This window comes from Clostridium sp., from assembly GCF_036660475.1.
GTDB lineage: Bacteria > Bacillota > Clostridia > Clostridiales > Clostridiaceae > Clostridium_J.
This window is the reverse complement of record NZ_JAVXAO010000002.1, coordinates 433010-457353: the sequence shown is the minus strand read 5'-3', so window position 1 is coordinate 457353 and position 24344 is coordinate 433010. Positions and strand designations below refer to the sequence as shown.

At 30.3% G+C, this 24344-nt stretch carries 16 protein-coding genes and 1 other annotated feature; all 16 genes read left to right on the top strand.

All coding sequences use genetic code 11. The features are described 5' to 3' along the window. Positions 1–14: 14 nt before the first annotated feature. The 16 genes from RSA29_RS05140 to RSA29_RS05065 all read left to right on the top strand — a co-directional run bounded on the left by RSA29_RS05140 (position 15) and on the right by RSA29_RS05065 (position 23708). Positions 15–1157, top strand: coding sequence for a M20 family metallopeptidase (locus RSA29_RS05140; RefSeq protein ID WP_346942717.1), 1143 nt, complete (start codon positions 15–17; stop codon positions 1155–1157). A gap of 99 nt (positions 1158–1256) precedes the next feature. Further along, positions 1257–2189: a DUF1177 domain-containing protein gene (locus tag RSA29_RS05135; protein ID WP_346942718.1), complete on the top strand. Its 933-nt coding sequence runs from the start codon at positions 1257–1259 to the stop codon at positions 2187–2189. A 4-nt stretch (positions 2190–2193) separates the two neighbouring features. After that, the gene (locus RSA29_RS05130) at positions 2194–2880 is read left to right on the top strand and encodes an aspartate/glutamate racemase family protein (RefSeq protein ID WP_346942719.1); all 687 of its coding nucleotides are present in this window, start codon (positions 2194–2196) and stop codon (positions 2878–2880) included. A gap of 273 nt (positions 2881–3153) precedes the next feature. Continuing rightward, positions 3154–5214, top strand: coding sequence for a methyl-accepting chemotaxis protein (locus RSA29_RS05125; RefSeq protein WP_346942720.1), 2061 nt, complete (start codon positions 3154–3156; stop codon positions 5212–5214). A 356-nt stretch (positions 5215–5570) separates the two neighbouring features. Further along, positions 5571–7403 carry an ABC transporter ATP-binding protein gene (locus RSA29_RS05120; RefSeq protein WP_346942721.1) on the top strand — a complete coding sequence of 611 codons (1833 nt, stop codon included), beginning with the start codon at positions 5571–5573 and terminating at the stop codon, positions 7401–7403. Position 7404: 1 nt separating this feature from the next. Then, positions 7405–9201, top strand: coding sequence for an ABC transporter ATP-binding protein (locus RSA29_RS05115; protein ID WP_346942722.1), 1797 nt, complete (start codon positions 7405–7407; stop codon positions 9199–9201). Positions 9202–9816: 615 nt separating this feature from the next. Then, complete coding sequence (locus tag RSA29_RS05110) at positions 9817–10698, top strand: GGDEF domain-containing protein (RefSeq protein ID WP_346942723.1); 882 nt, start codon at positions 9817–9819, stop codon at positions 10696–10698. Positions 10699–11009: 311 nt separating this feature from the next. Next, positions 11010–12128, top strand: coding sequence for a serine hydrolase (locus RSA29_RS05105; protein WP_346942724.1), 1119 nt, complete (start codon positions 11010–11012; stop codon positions 12126–12128). Between the two features lie 457 nt (positions 12129–12585). Then, positions 12586–14373, top strand: a complete 1788-nt coding sequence (locus RSA29_RS05100; protein WP_346942725.1) for an ABC transporter ATP-binding protein — start codon at positions 12586–12588, stop codon at positions 14371–14373. Next, on the top strand, positions 14370–16178 hold the full coding sequence (locus tag RSA29_RS05095) for an ABC transporter ATP-binding protein (RefSeq protein ID WP_346942726.1): 1809 nt from the start codon (positions 14370–14372) through the stop codon (positions 16176–16178). Before RSA29_RS05100 ends, RSA29_RS05095 begins: the two co-directional genes overlap by 4 nt. Positions 16179–16474: 296 nt before the next feature. Continuing rightward, on the top strand, positions 16475–17257 hold the full coding sequence (locus RSA29_RS05090) for a hypothetical protein (RefSeq protein ID WP_346942727.1): 783 nt from the start codon (positions 16475–16477) through the stop codon (positions 17255–17257). Between the two features lie 317 nt (positions 17258–17574). After that, positions 17575–18273: a response regulator transcription factor gene (locus RSA29_RS05085; RefSeq protein WP_346942728.1), complete on the top strand. Its 699-nt coding sequence runs from the start codon at positions 17575–17577 to the stop codon at positions 18271–18273. Further along, on the top strand, positions 18245–20554 hold the full coding sequence (locus tag RSA29_RS05080) for a HAMP domain-containing sensor histidine kinase (RefSeq protein WP_346942729.1): 2310 nt from the start codon (positions 18245–18247) through the stop codon (positions 20552–20554). Before RSA29_RS05085 ends, RSA29_RS05080 begins: the two co-directional genes overlap by 29 nt. A 329-nt stretch (positions 20555–20883) precedes the next feature. Further along, the gene (locus RSA29_RS05075; protein ID WP_346942730.1) at positions 20884–22011 is read left to right on the top strand and encodes an ABC transporter substrate-binding protein; all 1128 of its coding nucleotides are present in this window, start codon (positions 20884–20886) and stop codon (positions 22009–22011) included. Between the two features lie 99 nt (positions 22012–22110). Further along, positions 22111–22947: an ABC transporter permease gene (locus tag RSA29_RS05070; protein WP_346942731.1), complete on the top strand. Its 837-nt coding sequence runs from the start codon at positions 22111–22113 to the stop codon at positions 22945–22947. Between the two features lie 11 nt (positions 22948–22958). Continuing rightward, on the top strand, positions 22959–23708 hold the full coding sequence (locus RSA29_RS05065) for an ABC transporter ATP-binding protein (RefSeq protein WP_346942732.1): 750 nt from the start codon (positions 22959–22961) through the stop codon (positions 23706–23708). Positions 23709–23798: 90 nt separating this feature from the next. Beyond that, positions 23799–24025, top strand: a binding site (T-box leader). Positions 24026–24344 lie beyond the last annotated feature (319 nt).

The following is a 24344-nucleotide window of genomic DNA, read 5'->3' as shown; positions in this document are numbered from 1 at the left end:
GAGGTAACGGCAACATGGAAGAATTAAAAAATCAAATTAAAGAAGAAATAAAAATATTAGCTAAAAATAATAGAGATAAATATGAAAATATATCTAGTTATATATTTGATAATCCAGAATTAGCATTTGAAGAGTATAAAGCAAAAGATATTTTAAGTAATTGCTTGGAAGATAATGGGTTTAAAGTTGCAAGAGGAGTTGGAAATTTAGAAACATCATTTGACGCTACATATTCTCGTGGAGAAGGCGGAATGACAGTAGCATTTTTGGCAGAATATGATGCATTGCCAGGAATGGGCCATGCATGTGGTCATAATATTATAGGAACTAGTTCAGTAGGTGCAGGAATTATATTAAAAGATATAATGGAAAAGCATAATATTCATGGAACTGTAAAAGTTATTGGTACACCAGCAGAAGAAAAAGTTGGTGGGAAAATATTAATGATTAAAGAGGGGGTTTTTGAAGGTGTTGATGCAGCATTTATTTTACATCCAGCAGATGCATCTATGCCAGATGATATCTCATTCGCTACAATTAATTTAAAATTTGATTTTTATGGGAAAGCATCTCATGCAGCAGCATTTCCTTGGGAAGGAAAAAGTGCATTAAATGGAGTTATAGCACTATTTAATGGAGTTAATAGTATGAGATTGCATTTAAAAGATTATGCTAGGGTTCATGGAATTATCACAGATGGTGGAAGTATGCATAATATAATTCCGGAAAAAGCTACAGCAGTTTTTAATGTTAGAGCTTTGAGTATAGAATATTTAAATGAAATTTGTGAAATGATTAAGCAATGTGCAGAGGGTGCTGCACTTACTACAGGTGTAAAGGTAGAAATTACACAATTAGATGAAGTATATAAAGAGGTAAAGAATGATTCAAAGTTAGTAAAAATAATAAGAAACAACTTTGATGTATTAGGAGAATCATATATTGAGAGAGATTTATCACAGGGCATAGGCTCAACTGATACTGGAAATTTAACACATGAAATTCCAGCTATTCAAGCCTATATTAAATTAAATGAAAATGCAGCTACACATACAACAGAGTTTGCTGAGGCAGCTGGTGGACAAGAAGGTAAAGAGGCATTAATAAAAGCAATACAAATTTTAGCTATGAGTGGCCTTGATATACTACAAAGTTAAAAAATATATAATGAAATTTAAATGATTATATCCTAAGTCATTCATAGCTATAAAGTTATAAATAACTTAAGTATATATAACAATTGGAGGAAGATAGATATGTTATTAAAACAGATTATGGAAGTATACGATATAATAGATAGATCAACTGCAAGTGGTGAGGACGTTAAATCATATTTGGAGAGCTATGGTGGGGAAAATATAGAAGTAAAAGAATTATCATCTAGTAAAGGCTCAACGGATTTGGTGAAGATGAAAATAATTGGGAAAAACGGAAAAACACTAGGTGGTAATGCACCTACTTTAGGTGTTTTAGGTAGGCTTGGTGGAATAGGAGCAAGACCTGAAATGCTAGGCTTTGTATCTGATGGCGATGGTGCATTAGTAGCATTAGCTGTTGCTGCTAAAATTTTAGATATGCAACAAAAAGGGGATGTTTTAGATGGGGATGTTATAATTTCTACACATATATGTCCTGATGCTCCAACTAAAGAACATCATCCAGTTCCGTTTATGGATTCTCCAGTGGATATGATGACTATGAATGAAAATGAAGTAGATGCTGAGTGTGATGCTATACTATCGGTAGATACAACAAAAGGTAATAGAGTTATAAACACTAGAGGGTTTGCAATATCTCCAACTGTAAAGGAAGGATATATATTAAGGACTAGTGATGACTTATTGAATATAATGCAGACTACAACTGGTAGATTACCATATGTTTTCCCATTATCGATTCAAGATATAACACCTTATGGTAATGATTTGCACCATTTAAATAGTATACTTCAGCCAGCGGTAGCAACTAATGCACCGGTAGTTGGAGTTGCAATAACAACAGAAATGCCAGTAGCGGGATGTGCAACTGGGGCATCTAATTTTAGTGACTTAGAATCAGCAGGAAGATTTATAGTTGAAGTTGCTAAGTTCTACGGCACTAAAAAATGTTCTTTTTATAATGAGTCAGAGTGGGATATAATTATTAAAAAGTATGGGAATTTAAATAAATTTCAAACTTTTGGAGAATAGTAATATGCATAAAAAATATAAGATTGCTGTTATAAATATTTTAACTATGGATGAAGAAGAAGAGTTGAATAAACATGGTAAAATTATGGAATCATATTTTCCTAATTTAGAAACTACTTCATTTTGTGTAGATGATCAATATGAAGGCGTGCATGATGATAACACTCATGAGAAGGCGGCTAAAAAAGTTGTTGATTTAGGCAAATCCATATATGAAAATTTTGATGGGATTGTGGTAAGTTGCACTGGAGATCCAGGTGTAGAAGAGCTAAAGAAAGAAATTAATATTCCAGTGATTGGTGCAGGAAGATCAGTTTCTAGCTGTGGTTTAAATTTTGGAAAGAAAATAGGTGTTATTGGAATAAGAGAAATGCCTAGTGAAGCTATTAGATGTGCTTTAGGTGAAAATCTAAGGAGATATATAAAACCTAATGGTATTAGAAATGTAAATGATCTATTTACAGACCAAGGGAATGAGGTCGTTGTTAATGCTGTTAGAGAATTGGAATCAGATGGTATGGATGCAGTAGTTTTAGCTTGTACAGGGATTTCTAATATAGGTATAGATAAATTTTTAAATGAGAGATTAAGCATACCTATTATTGATCCTGTTTATGCTCAAGGATTTGCTATAAATGCTATTTGCAATTTTCAAAAGGAATTTAAGCAAAATAATAATATATTAAATTAAAATTTGTAGATTCTAAGATATATATAGTTGTTAAAAGCATGAAAGGAAATGTTTATTTTCTTTCATGCTTTTTGCTATACATTAATACATACTATTCAGTTATATAAATGGCAAACCTGTGCTACAAAATAATACATAAAAATACAAAAACAGACTTGAATTGAGTTATTATATTTAAAAATAATAAAATTACCCTACTTTAACAAGCTGATTGTTACGATAAATGAATGTAGCTATTAAATTATACAAAAAAACATATGAGAGGTTGAGATTATGAAGATCAATAGAATTAAAATGAAAAGTATTAAATTAAAGATGATATTATTACTTGTTCCTGTAATTATAGTATCGATGTGTATACTAGGCTATATGAGTTACTCAAGTTCAAAAAAGATAATAAATAATGAAGTTGAGATAAACATGAATAGTAAATTAGATGAGAAATCACAGGAAATTGAGAAAAGTTTAGAAAGACATCAAAAAATACCTGAAAGCTTGGCTAAAGTTGTGGAGAATTCGTTATCTTCTTTAACTAAGGATAATTATGAAGGTATGTTAAAAAGTTTAATTGAGACAAATGATGAAACTTTTGGAGCAGGGGTTTGGTTTGAACCGTTTAAATATAGCAAAGAAATTGAATTATTTGGACCCTATGCTTATAAGTTAAGCGGGGAGGCTACTTATACAGATGAATACAGCAATACAGATTACAAATTAGGCGATTGGTATAAGTTAGGTAAGAATACTAAAAAGAATGTTGAATGGTCACAACCATATTATGATGAGGTTTCAAAAGTTTCTATGGTAACTGCAGTATGTTCTATCTATGATTCAAATAAGAATTTTATTGGAGTGACTACAGGGGATATAGATCTATCAACGCTACAAAATAATATTAAAAATATGAAAGTTGGCAACAATGGAAGAGCGTTTTTAATAGATGAAAGTGGATTATATGTTGCAAATAAAGATCAATCTAAAATAATGAAAACTAACATTAAGGATGATGAAAACTCTACACTAGCAACTTTAGGTGAAAAAATGTTATTAGAAAAGAATGGACAAGGAACATTTAAAGATGATCAAGGGGTGCAAAAGGTGTATTATAGCACCATAGAGGATACAGGTTGGATTATTTCTGTGTGCATTCCAGAGGATGAGGTTTATCTTCAAATTAATTCACTTAGAAATACAATAGGTATTATAATAATATCTTCAATGATAGTAGTAGTTTTATTCATATTAGTGTTTGCCAACTATATAGGTAATAATATTAAAAAAGTTAATAGTTTTGCTATGAAAATGGCAAATGGGGATTTAACACAAAAAATAGAATTAAAAAGTAATGATGAACTTGGAGAAATGAGCAATCATTTGAATAAAATGACAGAAAATATTCATTCAATTGTAGAAGCAATAATGGAGGATACAGAAAATATGAGTGCGTCAGCTGAAGAACTTTCAGCAACAGTTGAAGAATTAGCAGCTAAAACAGAAACTATTAATGAGGCTGTAAATATAATTGCAGGTGGTATGCAAGAGTCTGGTGCAACATCAGAGGAGATAAGTGCATCCATTGAGGAAGTTGATTCAAGTATAAACATTTTATCTTCAAGAGCAGTGGAAGGTAGCAATAATGCTAATGATGCTAAAGCAAGAGCAGGTAAGGTTAAAGAGAGTAGTAAACAAGTAAAGAGGATAGCAGAAGAGCTATATATTCAAAAACAAGCTAATATGAAAAAAGTTATAGAAGAAAGCTTTGTAATAGATAGCATTAGGGTTATGGCAGATACTATATCGTCTATATCGGCTCAAACTAATTTGCTAGCTTTAAATGCAGCTATAGAAGCTGCAAGGGCTGGAGAACAAGGTCGTGGGTTTGCAGTGGTAGCAGAAGAAGTAAGAAAGCTTGCAGAACAATCTTCTGTGGCTGTAGTAGAGATACAGAAGACTGTAGAATCAGTAAAACAAGTATTCGATAGAAGTATAGAGACGGGTAATGATATACTAAAATTCATAGATGTAGATATAATGAAAACTTATGATGAATATGAAGAAACAGGCAATCAATACCATAATGATTCTGATTTCGTGAGTAATATGTCAGAAGAAATAGCTGCTATGTCAGAAGAAATCACAGCTACAGTAGGACAAGTAAGTGAAGCAATTCAAAATATGGCGCAATCTTCACAAGAATCCAGTGAAAAGTCAGAATTGATAAGAGAAAATATGGATGAAACCACAAAAGCTATAGAGCAAGTGTCTGAAACAGCACAAAGTCAAGCTGAACTTGCACAAAAATTATATGATATGGTACAGCAGTTTAAAATCTAACAATATAATTTTACCATATTAGATATAGAATAATTATTTATAATAAACTGCACATTCTCATGTTAAATGAAGATGTGCAGTTTTTCTCGTTAAGGAGAAATTAATAAATATTTTAACTTTGAGGGAAACTGTGTATTTATTTACAATATAAATATTATTTGTTAAAATATAGATGGAATTAGAAGGGGAGCTAAGTCATTAGTGCACTTGTATGGTGGCGGAATAAAGGTAAGTGATTTAAGTAAAACAGTATTTTAGAGTTACGAGGAACATTAGGCGGAGATTGATTATAGGTAGGGAAAAGTAGTTCAATATGAAATATGAAAAATGATAAAAATAGGTAAGGTGGGGGTTATATGAAGGATAAAAATAAAGCGGGAAAGTCTAGGCGAAGTCTTATGACTAATATAAAATTTTTAGTGAAAAATGCGTGGGAATGGGACAAAGGTGTATTCATAAATTTTGCATTGTTTACTATAGTAACAGCAATTGCACCATTTATAGCCATATTTACACCTAAATTTTTAATTGATGAATTAACAGGAGCTAATAGGTTAGAAAATATTTTAATTATACTTATAGGATTTTTTATTATATCAGCCATAGTAAATTATTTAAGTGCTTACTTACAAGGCGCTAGTTTAACAAAAATGATAAAAATAAGATTTGGGTTTATAACTACAATGTATGACAAATGTATGAGTATGGATTTTAGATATACAGAAGATCCAGAAATATTAAATAATTTAGAAACAGCGGGAAGGGCAGTAAGTAACAATGATGAAGGGATTGAAGGAATCTTTCATAAACTATTTCAATTGTTTGGAGCTGCAATTGGATTTTTAGGATATATGGCTATTGTATCTACGTTAAGTCCATGGGTTCTTATATACTTATTAATTAATGTAAGTATAGTTTATTATTTTACCAGGAAGGTAAAGACATATGAGTATAGTAAAAAAGATAAGATATCTGAGTTGAACAGAAAATCTAAGTATATCTATGATCTTATGTATAATTTTGCATATGGGAAAGATATAAGAATATTTAATTTGAGTAATTGGATAGCTGATAAGTTCGTTGGGTTTAAAGATGAAACTGTGGGAATCCGAAAGGATATTAAAAATGAATATTTTAAGGTATCTTTAGTAGATGTTTTTCTTCTCTTAATTAGGGAAGGGATAGTATATGGATATTTAATTTATATGGTATTAAAGGGCGGAATGAGTATAGGTAACTTTACAATGTACTTTGCTACAATTTCAGGATTTGCAGCTTGGATGCAAGGGATTTTAGATAATATAGCTCATATAAATGCTCAGAATCTTTATGTTAATGACTTTAGAGACTTTATAGAGTTTCAAGGAGAGAATGGGGATACTATTTCAAAGGAAATTCCAAAGGATGTTACCTATGAAATTGAGTTTAAGAATGTAACATTTAAGTATCCTAAGAGTGAAAAGTATGTGTACAAGAACCTAAATCTAAAAATAAAAAAAGGAGAAAGGTTAGCTATAGTTGGAGTCAATGGGGCTGGGAAAACTACTTTTGTGAAATTACTTACGAGGCTATATGAACCAACAGAAGGAGAAATTTTAATAAATGGAGTAAATATTAATAGTTTTGATAAAAAGGAGTACTATAAGTTATTTTCACCAGTATTCCAAGAAATAAAAATGTTTGCTTTCCCAATAGCAGAGAATGTTGCATTAGTAAATCAGGATTATATAGATAGACAAAAGGTTGTAAATAGTATAGAAAAAGCAGGGATGTTAGAGAAGATTAATTCTTTAGAAAAAGGCATTGAAACATCACTGCTTAAAGTATTAGACTCTACGGGAATAGAACTTTCAGGTGGAGAAAATCAAAGACTAGCTTTAGCGAGGGCACTATACAAGGATGCACCTATAGTAGTTTTAGACGAGCCAACGGCAGCATTAGATCCTATTGCGGAGTACAATATATATAAAAGCTTTGATAGTATGATTGGAGAAAAAACAGCTATTTATATATCACATAGACTTGCTAGCACAAGATTCTGTGATGTCATAGCATTCTTTGAAGATGGAGAAATACAAGAGTATGGAACCCATGATGAACTTCTAAATAGAGATGGTAAATATGCATCCATGTTTAATGTACAGGCATCTTATTATAAAGAAGAAGAACTAGAAGCGGAGGGTGCATAGTATGGGTAAAAATAGTATTTTAGAGTTAAAGAAAGACATGAAAATAGGTGTACATTTCTTAAAGTTAGCTCAAGGAATGTCAAAATCATATATACCTATGCTAGTTATAGCTTCTATCTTTAAGGCTATGGTTCCTTTCATTAATATAATAATTCCTAAATTTATCATAGATGAACTTATGAATGGTAAAAGAACAGATGTGTTTATAAAATTAGTTCTAATAGCAGTAGTCGGAAATTTTCTACTTAATTTAATTAATAGATGGTTAGATGTGAAGGTAGAAATAAAAAATTTAGAGATTACAAATGGATTTGATGTATTCATGGGGAAAACTATAATGGATATGGATTTTCATAATATAGAAGATCCTGAGGTTTTAGACTTAAAAGAAAGGGCAATTCAGGCTATCAAAAATCAAGGTGCTATACAGAGATTGATACAATGCATAATTAATGCTTTTACTCAAATTATAACAATAATAGGACTTACATCATTGATAGCAACCTTAGATATATATATATTATTATTTATAATGATTATAGTTATGTTAAATTCTTTTATATATAAAAAATCACAAGAAGTTCAGTTTGAAGTGTATAGAGAATTGGCACCGCTAAATAGAGCTTTTGGATATTATGCCAATTTAACTTCTGATTTTTCTATGGGTAAGGATGTAAGATTATATAATATAAAACCTTTGATTATGGATAAAATAAAAAAATATAATAGCGAGAGTTTGAATAGTTTTGGAAAGTTATTTAGAATCGTTGGAAAATATCAAGGGTTAGAGAAGGTAAACCTTCAATTTCAAATGGCAGCAATTTATGGATATATGACCTATAAGGTATTTAAGGGAACTATAGGAATTGGTTCCTTTACAATGTATGCAGCAGCGGCTAATAACTTTAGCACTACAATTTCTAGCTTTATATTAAACTTCATTGAACTTAGACAGGGTTGCAAATATCTAGAGCCCTATATGCAACTAGAAGAAATAAAGTCAAGTAGCATTCAGGGAAATAGAAATATTGAAGATATAGATAAGTGTAAGATAGAGTTTAGAAATGTATCGTTTAAGTATCCAAGGAGTAAGGATTACACTTTAAAAAATATATCAATAATAATTGAAAGTGGAGAGAAATTATCTGTAGTAGGTTTAAATGGCGCAGGTAAAACTACATTTATAAAACTTTTAACCAGACTTTATGAACCAACAGAAGGTGAAATATTGTTAAATGAAATAAATATAAATGAGTATAGTAATGAAGAATACATGAAATTACTTTCCGTAGTGTTCCAAGACTTTAAGCTTATGGCCTTTAGTGTTAAGGAGAATATAGCTCTTAACAATTATAAAGGGTCAAAGGATGAAGATATTGAAAATGCCCTTATAGAATCAGGATTAGAAAAGGATATTTTAAAGCTACCTAAGGGAATGGATACCCATATATATAAAACTTTTGAGGAAGATGGTATAGAGTTCTCTGGAGGGCAAGCTCAGAAGTTAGCCATTTCAAGATCTGTATATAAAGATTCACCTATAGTGGTATTAGACGAGCCAACAGCAGCGTTAGATCCTATAGCGGAATTTGAGATATACAGCAAATTTAATGAGCTTATAGGAGGTAAAACAGCTATATATATTTCACATAGATTATCTAGTTGTAAGTTCTGTGATAAAGTTGCTGTTTTTCATAATGGGGAGATTATTCAACATGGAACCCATGATGAGCTTATAAATGAAAAAGATAGTGAATATGAAACTATGTATGTGACGCAAGCACAGTATTATGTTTAAATAATTTAAAGGTAAGTGAAATATGTGGAAATGGTAATGAAGGATTAGAGTTATTTATTGCTTCATAGAGGTAATTAGAATTTATAATAAATCAACAATTATGGTTTTTAAAATACACATTCTCATAATAAGTGAGGATGTGTATTTTTCAGTTGGAAATAGGTTGAAATCATTTTGGAATTAAAGTAGTACACGCGGTATGAAACTAAAATATACAAGAAAAAACATTCCAAAATATGTATTATGTCCATGCACATTTTAGCGTTTTTTCAAAAAATGTTACATTTGCTATTTAACGTTCTCTAAATTAGAAAATAAATACACAAATAAAGATGTTTTACAGATAGGAATGATTTTCAATGTCGGTATTTGCTTAATATAATACGTGGAAAAATATTGTGAAACTAAAAGTAACAATGTATAATCAGTATAATAATATGTAAAAATGTAATTATATATAATTATATGTAAATTTATGTATAATTATTATTTGTAAATATGGCATTTAAATAATTATTAGAATAAAAAAATTTAATAGAATGTATATTGAAAGCACATTCATATTAAAAATTATTTTGAATGTGCTTAAATAAATATAAAGGCGGTATTATAAATATGGATATAGTTGAACAAGTTAAAGAGAGGCTATCAATATTTGTTAATTTATATGATATGTTAAGAATTGTAGACCCTATAAAAAAGAAAACTATAATTTTAAAGGATAATCAGGTTGAAGAGGTAGAAGGCAGCTGTTATGATTTTTTTGAAAAGCAGAAATTCTGTGAAAATTGTATTTCCATGAGAGCATATACAGAGAATGATACAGTTGTAAAAATTGATAATAAGAATGGTAAAATTATCCTAGTTATAGCTACCCCTCTAATATTTGATAATAATAGATATGTTGTGGAATTGTTAAAAGATATATCACAAAATGGGAAAATACAATCTCAAGGCAGAGATACCAAAGAATCAATACAATATATGTTAAATGAAATGAATGAGAAAATTATAAGAGATGAGCTAACTGGACTTTACAATAAAAGATATATTAATGAAAGGTTACAGGTTGATATAAATGACTCAGTTGCGAGTAAGTTACCATTATCAGTAATAATGGCAGATATAGATTTTTTTAAAATTATAAATGATAGTTATGGGCATTTAATTGGAGATTTTGTATTAAGAGATTTCGCTGAACTTATACAGTCTTATGTTCGAAAAGATATGGATTGGATAGGAAGGTATGGTGGAGAAGAGTTCCTAATAGTATTAAATAATACTAATTTAGATAATGCTTATAAAATATCAGAAAAAATAAGAAGGGGTATAGAAGATACAATTCTTAACTATGACGGTATAGAGATTAAGTTAACATCTAGTTTTGGGATATATGGTGTTACTACAAATGATATGAATATGGAAGAGTTATTACGCGGGGCCGATAAAAATTTGTATGCTGCTAAAATGAGTGGTAGAAATAAAACCGTAGTATAAAAGGAATCTAAATAATACAAGAATGGAGTGCTATTGTGGGAAAAGAAGTGTGCAATATGGAGATTGACAAACTTGCCGAAGGTATCAACGAATTAAGGGATATTCTTAATGAGCTTTGCATTAAAAAAATAAAGACGTAAATGAAGAATATATTTTAATGGTTAGCTAGTATTTAGATGAACTTATAGTTGAATATATAAAACAAAGTTATATTAAGTATTAAATATAACTAAACGAATTATTCACGCTATCTCAGCATACTATATATGGAAAGCTCAAAGGAGCGGAATTAATAGGATGAAGGGATTTAGATGAAAAGGTATGTAGTTTTGGTAATTATATATATGTTGATGGTGCCTTTTTTTGTTGGATGTTCATCTGTAGAATCTAAAAGTGAAAAAGGTGCTGATTTAACAGAAGAAAATTTAAGTTTAAATGAACAGTTTAGCTTTAGTGAAAAAAATGCTATAAAGAAGAAACATAGAATAGATTCTATGGGTAATGGTGCAAATGCAAATGAGGATATAGAATCTAATGTGATTAATGGAGCAGAAAATATTAACGATGAAAATGAAGGGATAGCTAATGAAAATATAACTCCAGAGGGATCAGATATTTTAGGGGCTAAAGGTGTGAAGATTAACATTCAAAACTCGAAGTTTGCAATTAGTGATGAATTATTGGCTGAAATTAATAATGTAATTAATGGGTATGAAGGTAAATCATCTTTTTATGTGGTTAGCATGGAGGATAATATGTCATTTGGGTATAATCCTGATGTGGCATTTGAAACTGCTAGCACCATTAAGGCACCATTTGCATTATATTGCTTTAAGGAGATTGCAAAGGGAAACGCATCATTAGATGAAGAAAAAATATACGAGGAAAGATTCTATAGAGATGGATCAGGAGTTTTACAATATGAGCCAATTGGAGGAGTATACACCTTAAAAGAGCTATTATTTTACACAATTAATTGTAGCGATAATATTGCATATTATATGATTCATGATAGATTTTGGGATGAAGGATATAATAATATGCTTAGGAATTTAGGCTGTGAGCAATATTATTTGCCGAATGGTTCTAAATGGGGATGGGCTAGTGCTAGAAGTGCGGCACTTATATGGCAGGAGATATATAAGTTCAGTAAGGAATCTACAGAGGGAGCTATCTACTTTGATATGTTACTAAATGCACAGTATAGTTATATAAAACCAGGTGTGCCACAATATAAATCAGCACATAAATCAGGCTGGACGGAATTATTATGTCATGATACTGGGATTGTATTTGCAGAAAAACCATATATTATTGCAGTCATGACAGATAATGAAGGAGCTTGGTCTGGTAGCGAACAAATCAGAAGGTTAACAGCCTGTTCGGACAAAGTTATGAAAGAGTACGGATTATGGTTAAAAAACAAGTGAACATAATTAAAGCAGTATTATAAAAAATAATACTGCTTTAATTATGTTTTTTATTGTAAATATAGCACTTTTGTAAAGAAAAAGTTGAAAATAATTAAGTGGGAATTAAATAATAGTGTTAAATAGCTTAAAATATTACAAATGGTTAAATTATATAAAGAATTAATCAGGTGAAAACACAAAATTAATAGTGAAATTAATATTTTTATTAAAAACTATTGATTCTTATAATAAAATCAATAAAATAATTTAAAAAATTAACATTTCTATTTACAATACACTTTAAATGTATTACAATTAATTCAATAGATGGATATAATTTAAAAATAATTAACGGAATATTCGGAGTGTTATGTAAGAGGAGTAGGTAACAATAAAAAGTACAAATTAATAAAATTAGGTAATCACAAGAATTAAGGAGTTTCAGTGAAAATTTTTATTTCATAGGGGGGAAATCATGGAGATAGAAAATAAGAAATATGGTATGAAGGATATAGTGGCTATACCGTTTAGGTTTGCACCAGTAGAATCTACATTAGTAATGATTCAAAAACTTTTAGAGGGGATAGTTCCAACATTGCAGATTCTAGTTACGGCTAAGTTTTTAGATACTACTATTTCCGTATTTAATAAAACTAAGGAAATAGGAGATATAGTACTACCACTAGTATTTATGGCGCTGCTTCTAGCTTATACTTGGATTTCAAATCAATTATCTAAGTTTGCAGAGGTTAAGATTACAAATAAATTGAGGGAAGATTTTAGAGTATCAATGGTTGGGAAAATAGGGCAGCTTAAATATAAGCACATAGAAAATCAAGAGAGCTGGGATTTGATTTCAAGGGTAGTTAAAGAGCCGGAAGTTCAATGTACAAAGGCATATACTACAACCTTAGATATGATTTCCATGATACTTCAGATACTAGGAATACTAGTGATTTTATTTACAAGGGTATGGTGGTCATCACTGCTAATAGTTGCAATTTCAGTACCCTTATTTTTACTCGCTATAAAAGGTGGTAAGGAAACTTATGAAGCTAGTAGAGAGGTTGAAAAAAATAAAAGAAGGGTTAAATATCTAGAGGAAGTATTAAATGGTCGAGAGGCTGTAGAAGAGAGAAGCTTATTTTCATATTCAAATAAACTTAATAAGCAGTGGTATGAACAGTTTGAAAAAGCTAGGAAGAGAGAGTTTAAAGTAACTTTAAAATGGTTTGTTAATATGAAAACTGGAGGAATAATCATAGCAGTTTTATCTGTATTAATAGTTGCAATTTTAATAGGACCTGTAACTAGTGGACTTCTATCTGTGGGAATGTTCATGTCAATTGTTAGTAGTGTGTTTAGTTTGATTCAGTACTTGGCATGGAGTCTTCCAGGATACGGAGATAATTTAGCGAAGAATAAGGAATATCTAGTTGATTTAACTAATCTTTTGAAGTTAGAGGGGAGTAATGAATATTTAGCTAAACCTTCACAGGATCCTATTAAATTAAAATCTTTGGAATTTAAGAATGTATCATTTAAATATCCAGGTACAGAAAATTATATTTTAAAGAATATGTCCTTTGTTATAGAAGATGGAAGACATTATGCTTTTGTAGGTACGAATGGAGCTGGAAAGACTACTATAACAAAGTTAATTACTGGTCTTTATGAAGATTTTGAAGGTGAAATTTTAATAAACGGAATCAATATAAAAAAATATAGTCAGGGAGAATTAAAGGCCATATCTTCTGTAGTATATCAAGATTTTGCGAGATACTATATTTCACTAAAGGATAATATTTTATTAGGAAATATTAATAATATGGATGATATGTCTGAAATGGTTAGGGCAATAGAAACCATTGATTTAGAAGACGCTATTGAAAAACTTCCTAAGGGAATAGAGTCAAACTTAGGGAAGATTAAAAATGATGGTGTGGATTTATCCGGTGGTCAGTGGCAACGTATAGCCATGGCAAGGGCAATTGTAAGTCATGCACCACTTAGGATTTTAGATGAACCAACAGCAGCGCTAGATCCTATAAGTGAAAGTAATATGTATGAAAGATTTGAAAGAATAAGCAAGGGTCAAACTACTGTATTTATAAGTCATAGGCTGGGGTCAACAAAACTTGCAGATGAAATATTTGTTATAGGAGATGGAACTATTATAGAGAAGGGATCTTATGAGGAGCTTATGAATATAAATGGAGTTTATGCGGAAATGTATGAAAGCCAAAGGAGGTGGTATGCATGATAAAAAATGAAAATAAGGATATTTCTTTCTACAAAATAATTAAAACTATCACACCTATATTTTTTAAGGCATGCCCAATACTTATCACAACAACTGCAATAGTTTCAATATTTCATGGATTATTTCATGCATTAAATACCTTTATGACTCAAAAATTCTTTGATACTATTACAGGCTTTGCATCTGGAGATGGAGCATTAAAAATAATATTGATTACATTAGGGGTTTTAGGGTTATCTTTAATTCTTACACAAATATTAAATGGGGTAGCGAATTTTATGGTAGATGCTCTAGAGAATAAGTCTACAGGGCTTGTTGGAAAGATATTAAATGAAAAAACTTCAAAGATAGATGCCATAAACTTTGAAAACCCAGTACTACTTGATGATATTAATAAGGCTCAAAAGGGATTAGAGGGCAGTGTTGGAATATTTGTTATATTAATGATGATGGGTACATTTTATATTCCCTATTTCATTTTCATGGGAATTTACCTTTATAAATTAAAGCCTATACTAGCGGTTTCTATTATAGTAATATTTATTCCAGTAGCTCTAGCACAGCTAATTAGGATTAAGGCGTTTACAAATTTAGAGGACCAGGTGGCACCTGTAAGAAGAGAATATGAGCATTATGAAAAGTGTATAGTTGATCGGGAATATTATAAGGAAACTAGATTGTTAGGTGGATTCTCATATTTTAAGAAAAGATACACTAATTCTTTAAATCATATGAATAAAAGCATATGGAAGGCGGAAAAAAAGTCAGGACTTGCAGAGCTTGGAATGAAAATGATAACCCTTATGGGGTATATGGGAGTTTTAGCATTGTTAGTGTACGCATTACTAGATAAATCTATATCTGTGGGTGCCTTTGGAGCGGTATTTTCATCTATAGGAATGATGTTCGCTATAATGGAAGAAATAGTATGTAGACATATAGGCGATGTGGCTCAAAGCTTAGGAACAGTAAAGAATTTCATCAGGTTTTTAGAGTTGCCTGAAAGAAGTGGTAAAGATATAGAAATTAAAGGAGTTCCTAGTATTGAAATAAATAGCATAGGGTTTACTTATCCAGGAACGGATAAAAGTTCTTTAAAGGATGTATCACTAAGGGTAAATTCAGGTGAAACCATTGCAATAGTTGGGGAAAATGGTGCTGGCAAAAGTACTTTAGTTAGAATGATGACAGGAATATATATTCCAAGTGAGGGAAGCGTTTTAATTAATGGAATAGATACATCGAAGATATCTCCGAGGTCATTATATAAGGGAATATCGGGAGTATTTCAAAAGTATCAAAGATATAAGATGACTTTAGGTGAGAATATCTCTATAAGTGATAACAAATATGATGTTAAAGACGAGTTAATAAAATCGGCTATAGTTAAGGCAGATGTTGAGATTCAAGAGGATAAATTCACAGAGGGGTATGATACCATGCTATCTCGAGAGTTTGATGGTATAGATTTATCAGGGGGACAGTGGCAAAGAATTGCTATAGGTAGAGGGTTATATAAGGCTCATAATATGATAGTCCTTGATGAACCTACAGCAGCAATAGATCCTATAGAAGAAACTAAGATATATAAGAAGTTTCAAGAGTTATCTAAGGATAAGACTGCTATTATTGTTACTCATAGACTTGGGTCTGCTAAGGTTGCAGATCGAATAGTAGTTATGGATGAAGGGCAAATAGTTCAAGTTGGAACCCATGATGAACTTATTGATATTAAAGGTAAATATAGTGAAATGTATGAAGCTCAAAGCAAGTGGTATTCAGTTGAAAATCAAATAGTTAGTTAAGTAATAATAAGAGGCTATCTCAGAATATTGGTTTATGGTTTACTTTGTAATGATTTAAAGCATAGCTAATTTTGAGATAGCCAATTTTTATATAAGATTTGGAAGGGTTTAAGTGTGAGTTTTAAAAATAATTAGCAAACTATAATAATATTTTATATTTCACAAACAATTATAGGGGTACTTACATAGACTTTAGTAGGGGGTTAAATATTTATAGTATATAAATGCTATATGCTTGATAAATATATATGGCCCCAAAAGGTGATAATATGCATAAAGAAATTAGGGGTAGTATCATGATAAATATAGTTTTGCTAATTATGTCTATGATAATATATACTATTCACTATATGGTTTTTGGACATGCTAATGAGACGTTGTCGGGGATAATATTGAGTCTAGCATATGTCCCACTAGGCATGATTTGTCAAATATTAATTTTCGATAAGATATTAGAAGCGAGGGAAAGGATAAAGGCAGCGAATAAGATGAATATGCTAGTGGGAAGCTTTTATCATGAAGTAGGGAATAAACTTCTTGATTTAATAGTTAAAGGTGACAAAGCTATTAAAGAGGTGCAAGCGTACACTCAAATATCGCTTAAATGGGAAATAGATGAGTTCCAACTTTTATCGCAAATTTTGAGGGAATATAAATGTAATTTAGATATAGATATTATAAATTTAGAGGAAATAAGTAGGATATTAGAATTAGAAAATAAATTTTTATTAGGATATATAACGAATCCTATTCTTGATGAATATGAGGAATTTGGGAATATGATTATATCATTGCTACACTTAAGTGATGAATTGAAAAGTCGTTATAATAATAAAACCCTGATGGATTACGAAAAGATTCATATACGAAATGATATCTGCTGTGCATATAATCGTTTATTATTACAATGGGTAGATTATATGCAATATTTAAAAGGTGTTTATCCAGAATTATTCGTTAAGGCATTGATAAATTCTCCGTTTGATTCAAGGACCAAGGAAGAAAAGGATTATGAGTTTTTAATGGTTAATAAACTACTTGAAAAAGAAGATGAATATTTGAAATGCAAGAAAAATTAAATAACTAAAAGATAGATCTATCCTATAGAATATTAAATCTGTAGGATAGATTTTTTTGTAAGAAATTCTTAAGATTTATATCAATAATTAATTAATAATTAAAGGGTATTATATAAGTATAGAGGATGGTAAGGCATCTGAAAATAAATAATAAATCAAAGATACGAAGGGTATTTTGAATTAAACAAGGAAGTGGGGACACTATCTAAGGATCGGCGACTACGTGTAATTTAAAATAGCCGAGGATACTGACTTATTTATTTTCTGAAGATGCCTAGCCGTGATATAATAAATTTGCAATGAAGGGGGAGTTTAAAATGAATTATAATATATTGGTTGTTGATGATGATAAGGAAATAGTTGATGCTATTGAAATATATTTATCAAATGAAGGATTAAAAATATATAGAGCGTGTGATGGAATTGAAGCATTAGAGATGTTAGTTGATAAAGAAATTCATCTGATTTTAATGGATATTATGATGCCAAGAATGGATGGTATTAGAGCAACCCTTAAAATTAGAGAAGAAAAAAATATACCAATAATATTAATCTCTGCAAAATCAGAGGATACAGATAAAATTTTAGGCCTCAATATGGGAGCAGATGATTATATTACAAAACCATTTAATCCACTTGAACTCATAGCTAGGGTGAAATCTCAACTTAGAAGATATGTAACCTTTGGAAATATTAACAAGCAAGAAGAAAGTGAAGTTTTAAAAAGTGGTGGATTAGAATTAAATGAAGAAACTAAGGAAACTTTTGTAGATGGAGAATGTGTAAAGCTTACGCCTATAGAGTTTAGAGTTCTAGAGTTACTTCTTAAAAATAAAGGAAGAGTATTTTCCATGGAGGAAATCTATGAGAGAGTCTGGAATGAACCAAGCTACAATATAGATAATACGGTAGCTGTTCATATAAGAAGGATTAGAGAGAAAATAGAAATTAATCCGAAAGAGCCAAAATATTTAAAGGTGGTGTGGGGTGTTGGATACAAAATTGAAAAATATTGATGAAAATGAAAAAGCATATGAGGAAATGGTTAAAGATTGCAGGAGGATAAAGCTGGCAAAGGCAATAGCAATCCTGATTACAGCTATAATGGTTTCAATATCATTAATTTCTTTTAAGGATATATTAGAAAATAAAAATATCTTTGATGAAAGAGGTATTTATGGCTATGAATTTCTAGGAAATGAAATTGACGCTTTTACAGAGAGTGTTTTTAGAGTGTCAGAGCTTTATAAAAGTGAAGAATATATCAAGGATACAAGTAATCTAACCAGTGAAGAGATTTCCTGGAAGAAGGAAGAAATAAAATATAAGATTGAAGAAGAATACCAAACAGCAACTAATGGTATTCATGAAAAGTATAGTAGTGGAAACTGGGACCAGAAAAAGATTGATGAAGAACAAAAGGTAATATATAAAAGTATAGAAGCTAAATATACATATACAGATGAGGAACTTAAAAAGTTAATCATAGAAGAAAAATTAGCTAGGTTTAGTAGAGATTCAAACATTTTAAATAGCTATGAGAACTTTAAGTTTATTGCCTATGATAGAGGAAATAACATATGGATTACTAATTATGAATCAGGGAAGGACGCTGTAACAAAACTTAAGGAAGACAGTGGATACTTTGCTGAATATCATATTTTGGACGGAAATGAAAAAAAGAATATAAATATAAATGGTAATCAAATTAAAGGTAGGGAGATAAGTGAATATAATCGCAATAACGGATATGACTATAGTACAGTTAAAATTGAACTTAAAGATGAAGCAGTGAGTAGGGAAATTAGTTATGATTACCGAGTAAAAAGTGATTTAGACATTTATATATCAGTACCAAAGAACCTTGTGCCAGGAGATAACGTCTATAATATTTATGAGGAATTTTTAGAATCTAATAGGATTGTGAATGATGAAATTGGAATATTTATAGGATCTATTTTAGGGGTAATAGTAATGGCATTTGTATTAAATAGACTAAAGAATAAACCATGCTATTTAAATAGGATATCAGAAAAATTAAAGGATAATGTTCTAGAGGTTAAACTTTTTGTACTATTATTAGGGTGGATTGCCTATGAAATGTTATTTAGGTATAACTGGAATCAGGGGTATAGATATACAGTTAATGTGAACAATGTAGCGTTAGTAACTATATTATTAATGGTCTACTATGTAGTTTTAAAATCTATAATGCAAAGTTATAAAGATGAAACTATTTTAAATGGAAGCTATTTTATAAAACTATATAAAATTTTAAATATAGCAATGGAAAAAGGTAGCTTTGGAAGGAAATTAACTATGCTTATCGGAGCATATTTTGTGATTTGCCTTGGGGTTTCATTTGTATTATGCCTTGGGTTAGGTGGTGTTGGACTTGTAATTGCTATAGGGTTCTGCATAATCGTAACAGCTATATTTGTATTTAGATTTTCAAAGGAATTTGCTTATTTAAATAGAATTACTAATGGAGCAAAACAAATTGCAGAAGGTAAAATTAGTGAAGATATATCAGAAGAAGGTCGTGGAGCGCTTAAGGATCTTGCTCATAATATAAATAATATTAAGCAGGGGCTTAGGAAATCCATTGAGAATGAAAATAAAAGTGAAAAAATGAAGACAGAACTTATTTCCAATGTTTCTCATGATCTAAAAACGCCTTTAACTTCAATAATAAATTATGTGGATTTACTTAAAAGGGCAAATATAGAGCCAGAGGAAGCTAGAGCATATGTAGAGGTATTGGATAAAAAATCTCAAAAATTAAAGATTTTAATTGAAGATTTATTTGAAGCCTCAAAGGCGGCTAGTGGAGCAATGCAGCTTGAATTTACAAAGGTAGAGGTTAATGCACTTTTAAGGCAATCTTTAGGTGAGGCAGAAAGAAGAATTAAAGAAGCTAATCTAGATTTTAAAGTAAACATACCTAAGGAAAAAATTTATATTAGTGCAGATGGAAGAAAGATTTGGAGAGTATTTGAGAATTTGATTTCAAATGCAATTAAATATTCATTAACAGCTACAAGAGTTTATTTAGAGGTTAAAGTCGACGAAGATAAGGTTTATATTACAATGAAAAATATATCAGCTTATGAATTAAATTTTGATGCTAGTGAAATAACAGAAAGATTTAAGCGGGGAGAAGAATCAAGACATACAGAAGGGTCAGGGCTTGGACTTGCAATCGCAAAAAATATAGTTGAGCTTCACGGTGGGAATTTAAATGTTGAAATTGATGGAGATTTATTTAAGATAACAGTAGTTTTAGATAAAGATTAGTAGGATAATGCTAAGATATCTAAATAGTATATAAAAATTCACATAAAACTATTATGTTGTTTAAGCTTTAGTGAAAGGCATATAGATATGTATAGTAAAATAAAGACGTATAAAGGCAAGAGTAATTCTTGCTTTTATACGTCTTTATAAGTAGTTGTAAAAATATATAATCATATGAATGATATATTATTTTAATATAAATGTCATTATGTATTTTATAATATAATTAACTACAGTTTATCTATTTAGAAACAATATTGTACATATATATAAAATAACCCTAAAATATACATGGATATGAAAATATATTTTAGGGGGATTAGATTAACATGAAAAAAAGAATAAGTATTTTTTTGGCAGCATTATCTCTTATAACATTAGTTGGATGTAATAAGAGTGTATCTGATAATAATGGAGAAGCGGCTGGACAAAAATCAGAGGCGCAAGTTCCAGAGTTAAGCATATCTTGGGGAAATGAATTACATACTGGTATTATGAACGTTCCTGTAAAAAAAGTAGAAGAGTTTAAGAGCCAAGGAGTATACTTAAATCCACTGTCAGCAGATAAATTTGAATTAATTGAAAATGATAAGAAGTTAGCAGTATTAAATTTTATAGCAAGTAAAGGTGGATCGGAGACAGCTAATTTAATGAGCCAAAATCACTTGGATTATGGATTTTGTTCAAACACAGCTATTCTAAGTGCTGTTGATAATGGATCTGCAGTTAAAATAATATCACCAATGCAAAGTAATGGGATAGCATTAGTATTTCCACCAAATACAAATTTAAAATCTTGGAAAGATATAAAAGAACATATACAAAAATCAGATGTTCCAATAAAAATTGGATATCATTCTCCAGTAAGCGGACCTAGAATAGTAATCGAATCAGTTTTAAATAAGGAAGGGCTAGTAGTTTCAGAGAATCCTAATGATATTAATGCAGATGTAGTATTAGTAGATTTGAAAGGCAGTAATAATTTATTGCCAGCTTTATCAAGCAAGCAAGTAGATGCGTGGGTAGGACCATCCCATCATCCAGAAGCAGCACAAGATACTAATGTAGGTCAAATTGCATTAACATTAAAAGATTTTCCACCAGTAGGAGCATGGGATGATTTCCCTTGTTGTGTAATGGCTGCAAGACAGGAAGTTATAGATAAATATCCAGAAATAACTAAGGCATTAATAAAATTAGTTAAGCTAAATACAGAATATTGTAATGAAAATAGGGATGATGTGGCAAAAGTTATGTCAGAAATAATAGGGGTTTCAGAAAATGCAATTAAATTATCAGAAATAAAATATTTCACAGCACCATCAGATAAATGGATGGATGGTATAAAGGTTTATGTAGATGCTCTAAATGAAATGGGTAAATTTAGCGGAGAATTAAAAGGTCAAGATTTCGAAGTTGTTAAAGATAAAACCTTTGAATTTAAATTTTTAGAATAACTTAAAACCTAGCTTTAAGTTAATATATATTTATAATTTAATTTGAAAAGCTTTCCTTTGGAATAGGAAAGCTTTTTTTAGAAAGGAAGGCATATAAATATGAATGGGAAATCAAAAAAGTTTTTCATTGGATTAGTAGTACCGACAATCTTCATTATTGTTTGGGGTATTTTTTCTGTTAAAATAAATAATCCAGTAATTCTTCCCAATATAAGCAAAGTTATTTCAAACTTTCTCCATGCAACAGACAATTTTATAGGATTGGGATCAATTCCAACTAATATTTTAGTAAGTTTAATAAGAGTATTATCAGGGTATACAATAGGAGTTTTGATAGCTATTCCAATTGGAGTATTGATGGGATATAAGGAGAGTTTTAATAATTTATTAGGAAATTTTATAAATGTATTTAGACCAATACCACCTTTGGCGTGGGTTCCATTGGTACTAGCTTGGTTTGGTGTAGCTAGTGTATCAACAGTACTGAAAATACCAGGGGGACAACTTCAAGCTTATTTAAATAATTTTAAATTTTCAATGATGTTTATTATAGCTCTTGGTACATTTTTCCCAGTGGTTACTAATACTATGTTTGCAGTTAGAACAGTACCGAAGACATTAGTAGAGTCAGCAAAAGTGCTTGGGGCTAGTGAAAAGGATATATTTTTCAAAATATTATTACCAGCGGCGGCACCAACAATAATAACTGGGCTTAGAACAGGACTTGGAATAGCTTGGGCGTGTCTAGTTTCAGCAGAAATGCTTCCAGGAAGTTTATCAGGGGTAGGATATTTAATTACACATGCTTATGAACTTGCTAGAACTGACTTAGTTATAACAGGAATGATATGTATCGGTGGTATAGGAGCTATACTAGATAGTTTATTTAGATTTGTTGAAGTAAAGTACTTTTCATGGCAAGGAAAGGGTAGATAGGAGGAATTAAATTGAGTACATGTATTGAAATTAAAAATCTTAGCAAAATATTTAAAACAAAGGAAAATTTCCAGGTTGATGCGTTGAAAGATATAAATTTCTCAGTTGAAGAAAATGAGTTTATATCTATTGTAGGTCCTTCAGGTTGTGGAAAATCTACATTACTTAGAATAATAGCTAGCCTTGAGACTTCAACTGATGGAACAGTAATATATAGAGGGGAAGAACTAAATTTACCTAGTTCAGATATTGGGATGGTATTTCAAAACTACTCCTTGCTTCAATGGAAAACAGTAATTGATAATATAGCATTAGGATTAGAATTTAAAAAGGTTAAAAAGAATGAGAGAAGAGAAAAGGCAAAGGAGTACTTAAAGTTAATTAATATGGAGGGATTCGCAAAGGCTTATCCCTATGAGTTGTCTGGTGGAATGCAACAGAGGGTTGCCATAGCAAGGGCATTAGTAACAAATCCAGATGTATTGCTTATGGACGAGCCGTTTGGTGCATTAGATGCCCATACAAGAATAATACTCCAAGGTGAACTTTTAAATATATGGCAGAAAAATAAGAAGACCATATTATTTGTAACTCATAGTGTTGATGAGGCGATATATTTATCTGATAAAATAATTGTTATGGGAAAAAATCCGGGGATAATAAAAGAGATTATTAATGTTGATATGATAAGACCTAGAGTAAGGTCAAATCCAGAGTATGGAAAACTTACCGATAAAATACTAAATATGCTTGAACATTAAATTTAGAGTAGTAAAAAAAGAATATAAAAATGTTTTCAAAATATATTGACAATTACGATGGAAAGGCATAATATATAGTAAATATATATTTACAATTCTTTGAAGGGAATAGTAGATGTTATCTTAGTATCCAAAGCGAGTAGAGGATGGTGTAAGCTCTATGAGAAAAGTAATATTGAAAGACATCCTGGAGATATTTATCTGAAAAATAAAGTAGGATAAGTCGGATTCCTCCGTTATAGGGATTTGAGATGATTTAGTTAATTATTACTTAATCAAATTAGGATGGTACCGTGAATATAGCTTTCACTCCTATTATGGAGTGAAGGCTTTTTATTTTAAGTGACACTCAAAATTAAACATTTTGTAAGTGGAACTTACTCCACCGAATGTATATGAGGCGGAGTTTCATTAAAAAGGGTACACCAGCTTAAAATACACGTGAATTTTAAGTATTACTAATAGATAAGTGAAGTAACTAAGTTGACAAGGGTGGTACCGCGAATTATTTTGCCCCTTGAGCCTTTTGGCTCAAGGGGTTTTTGATTTTTATAGGTTGCAAACTATAAAAATAATGTTATTGAAATAGGAATGTCAGAAGGTGAATAATAAAGTGATTCTTATATTAAGTCATAT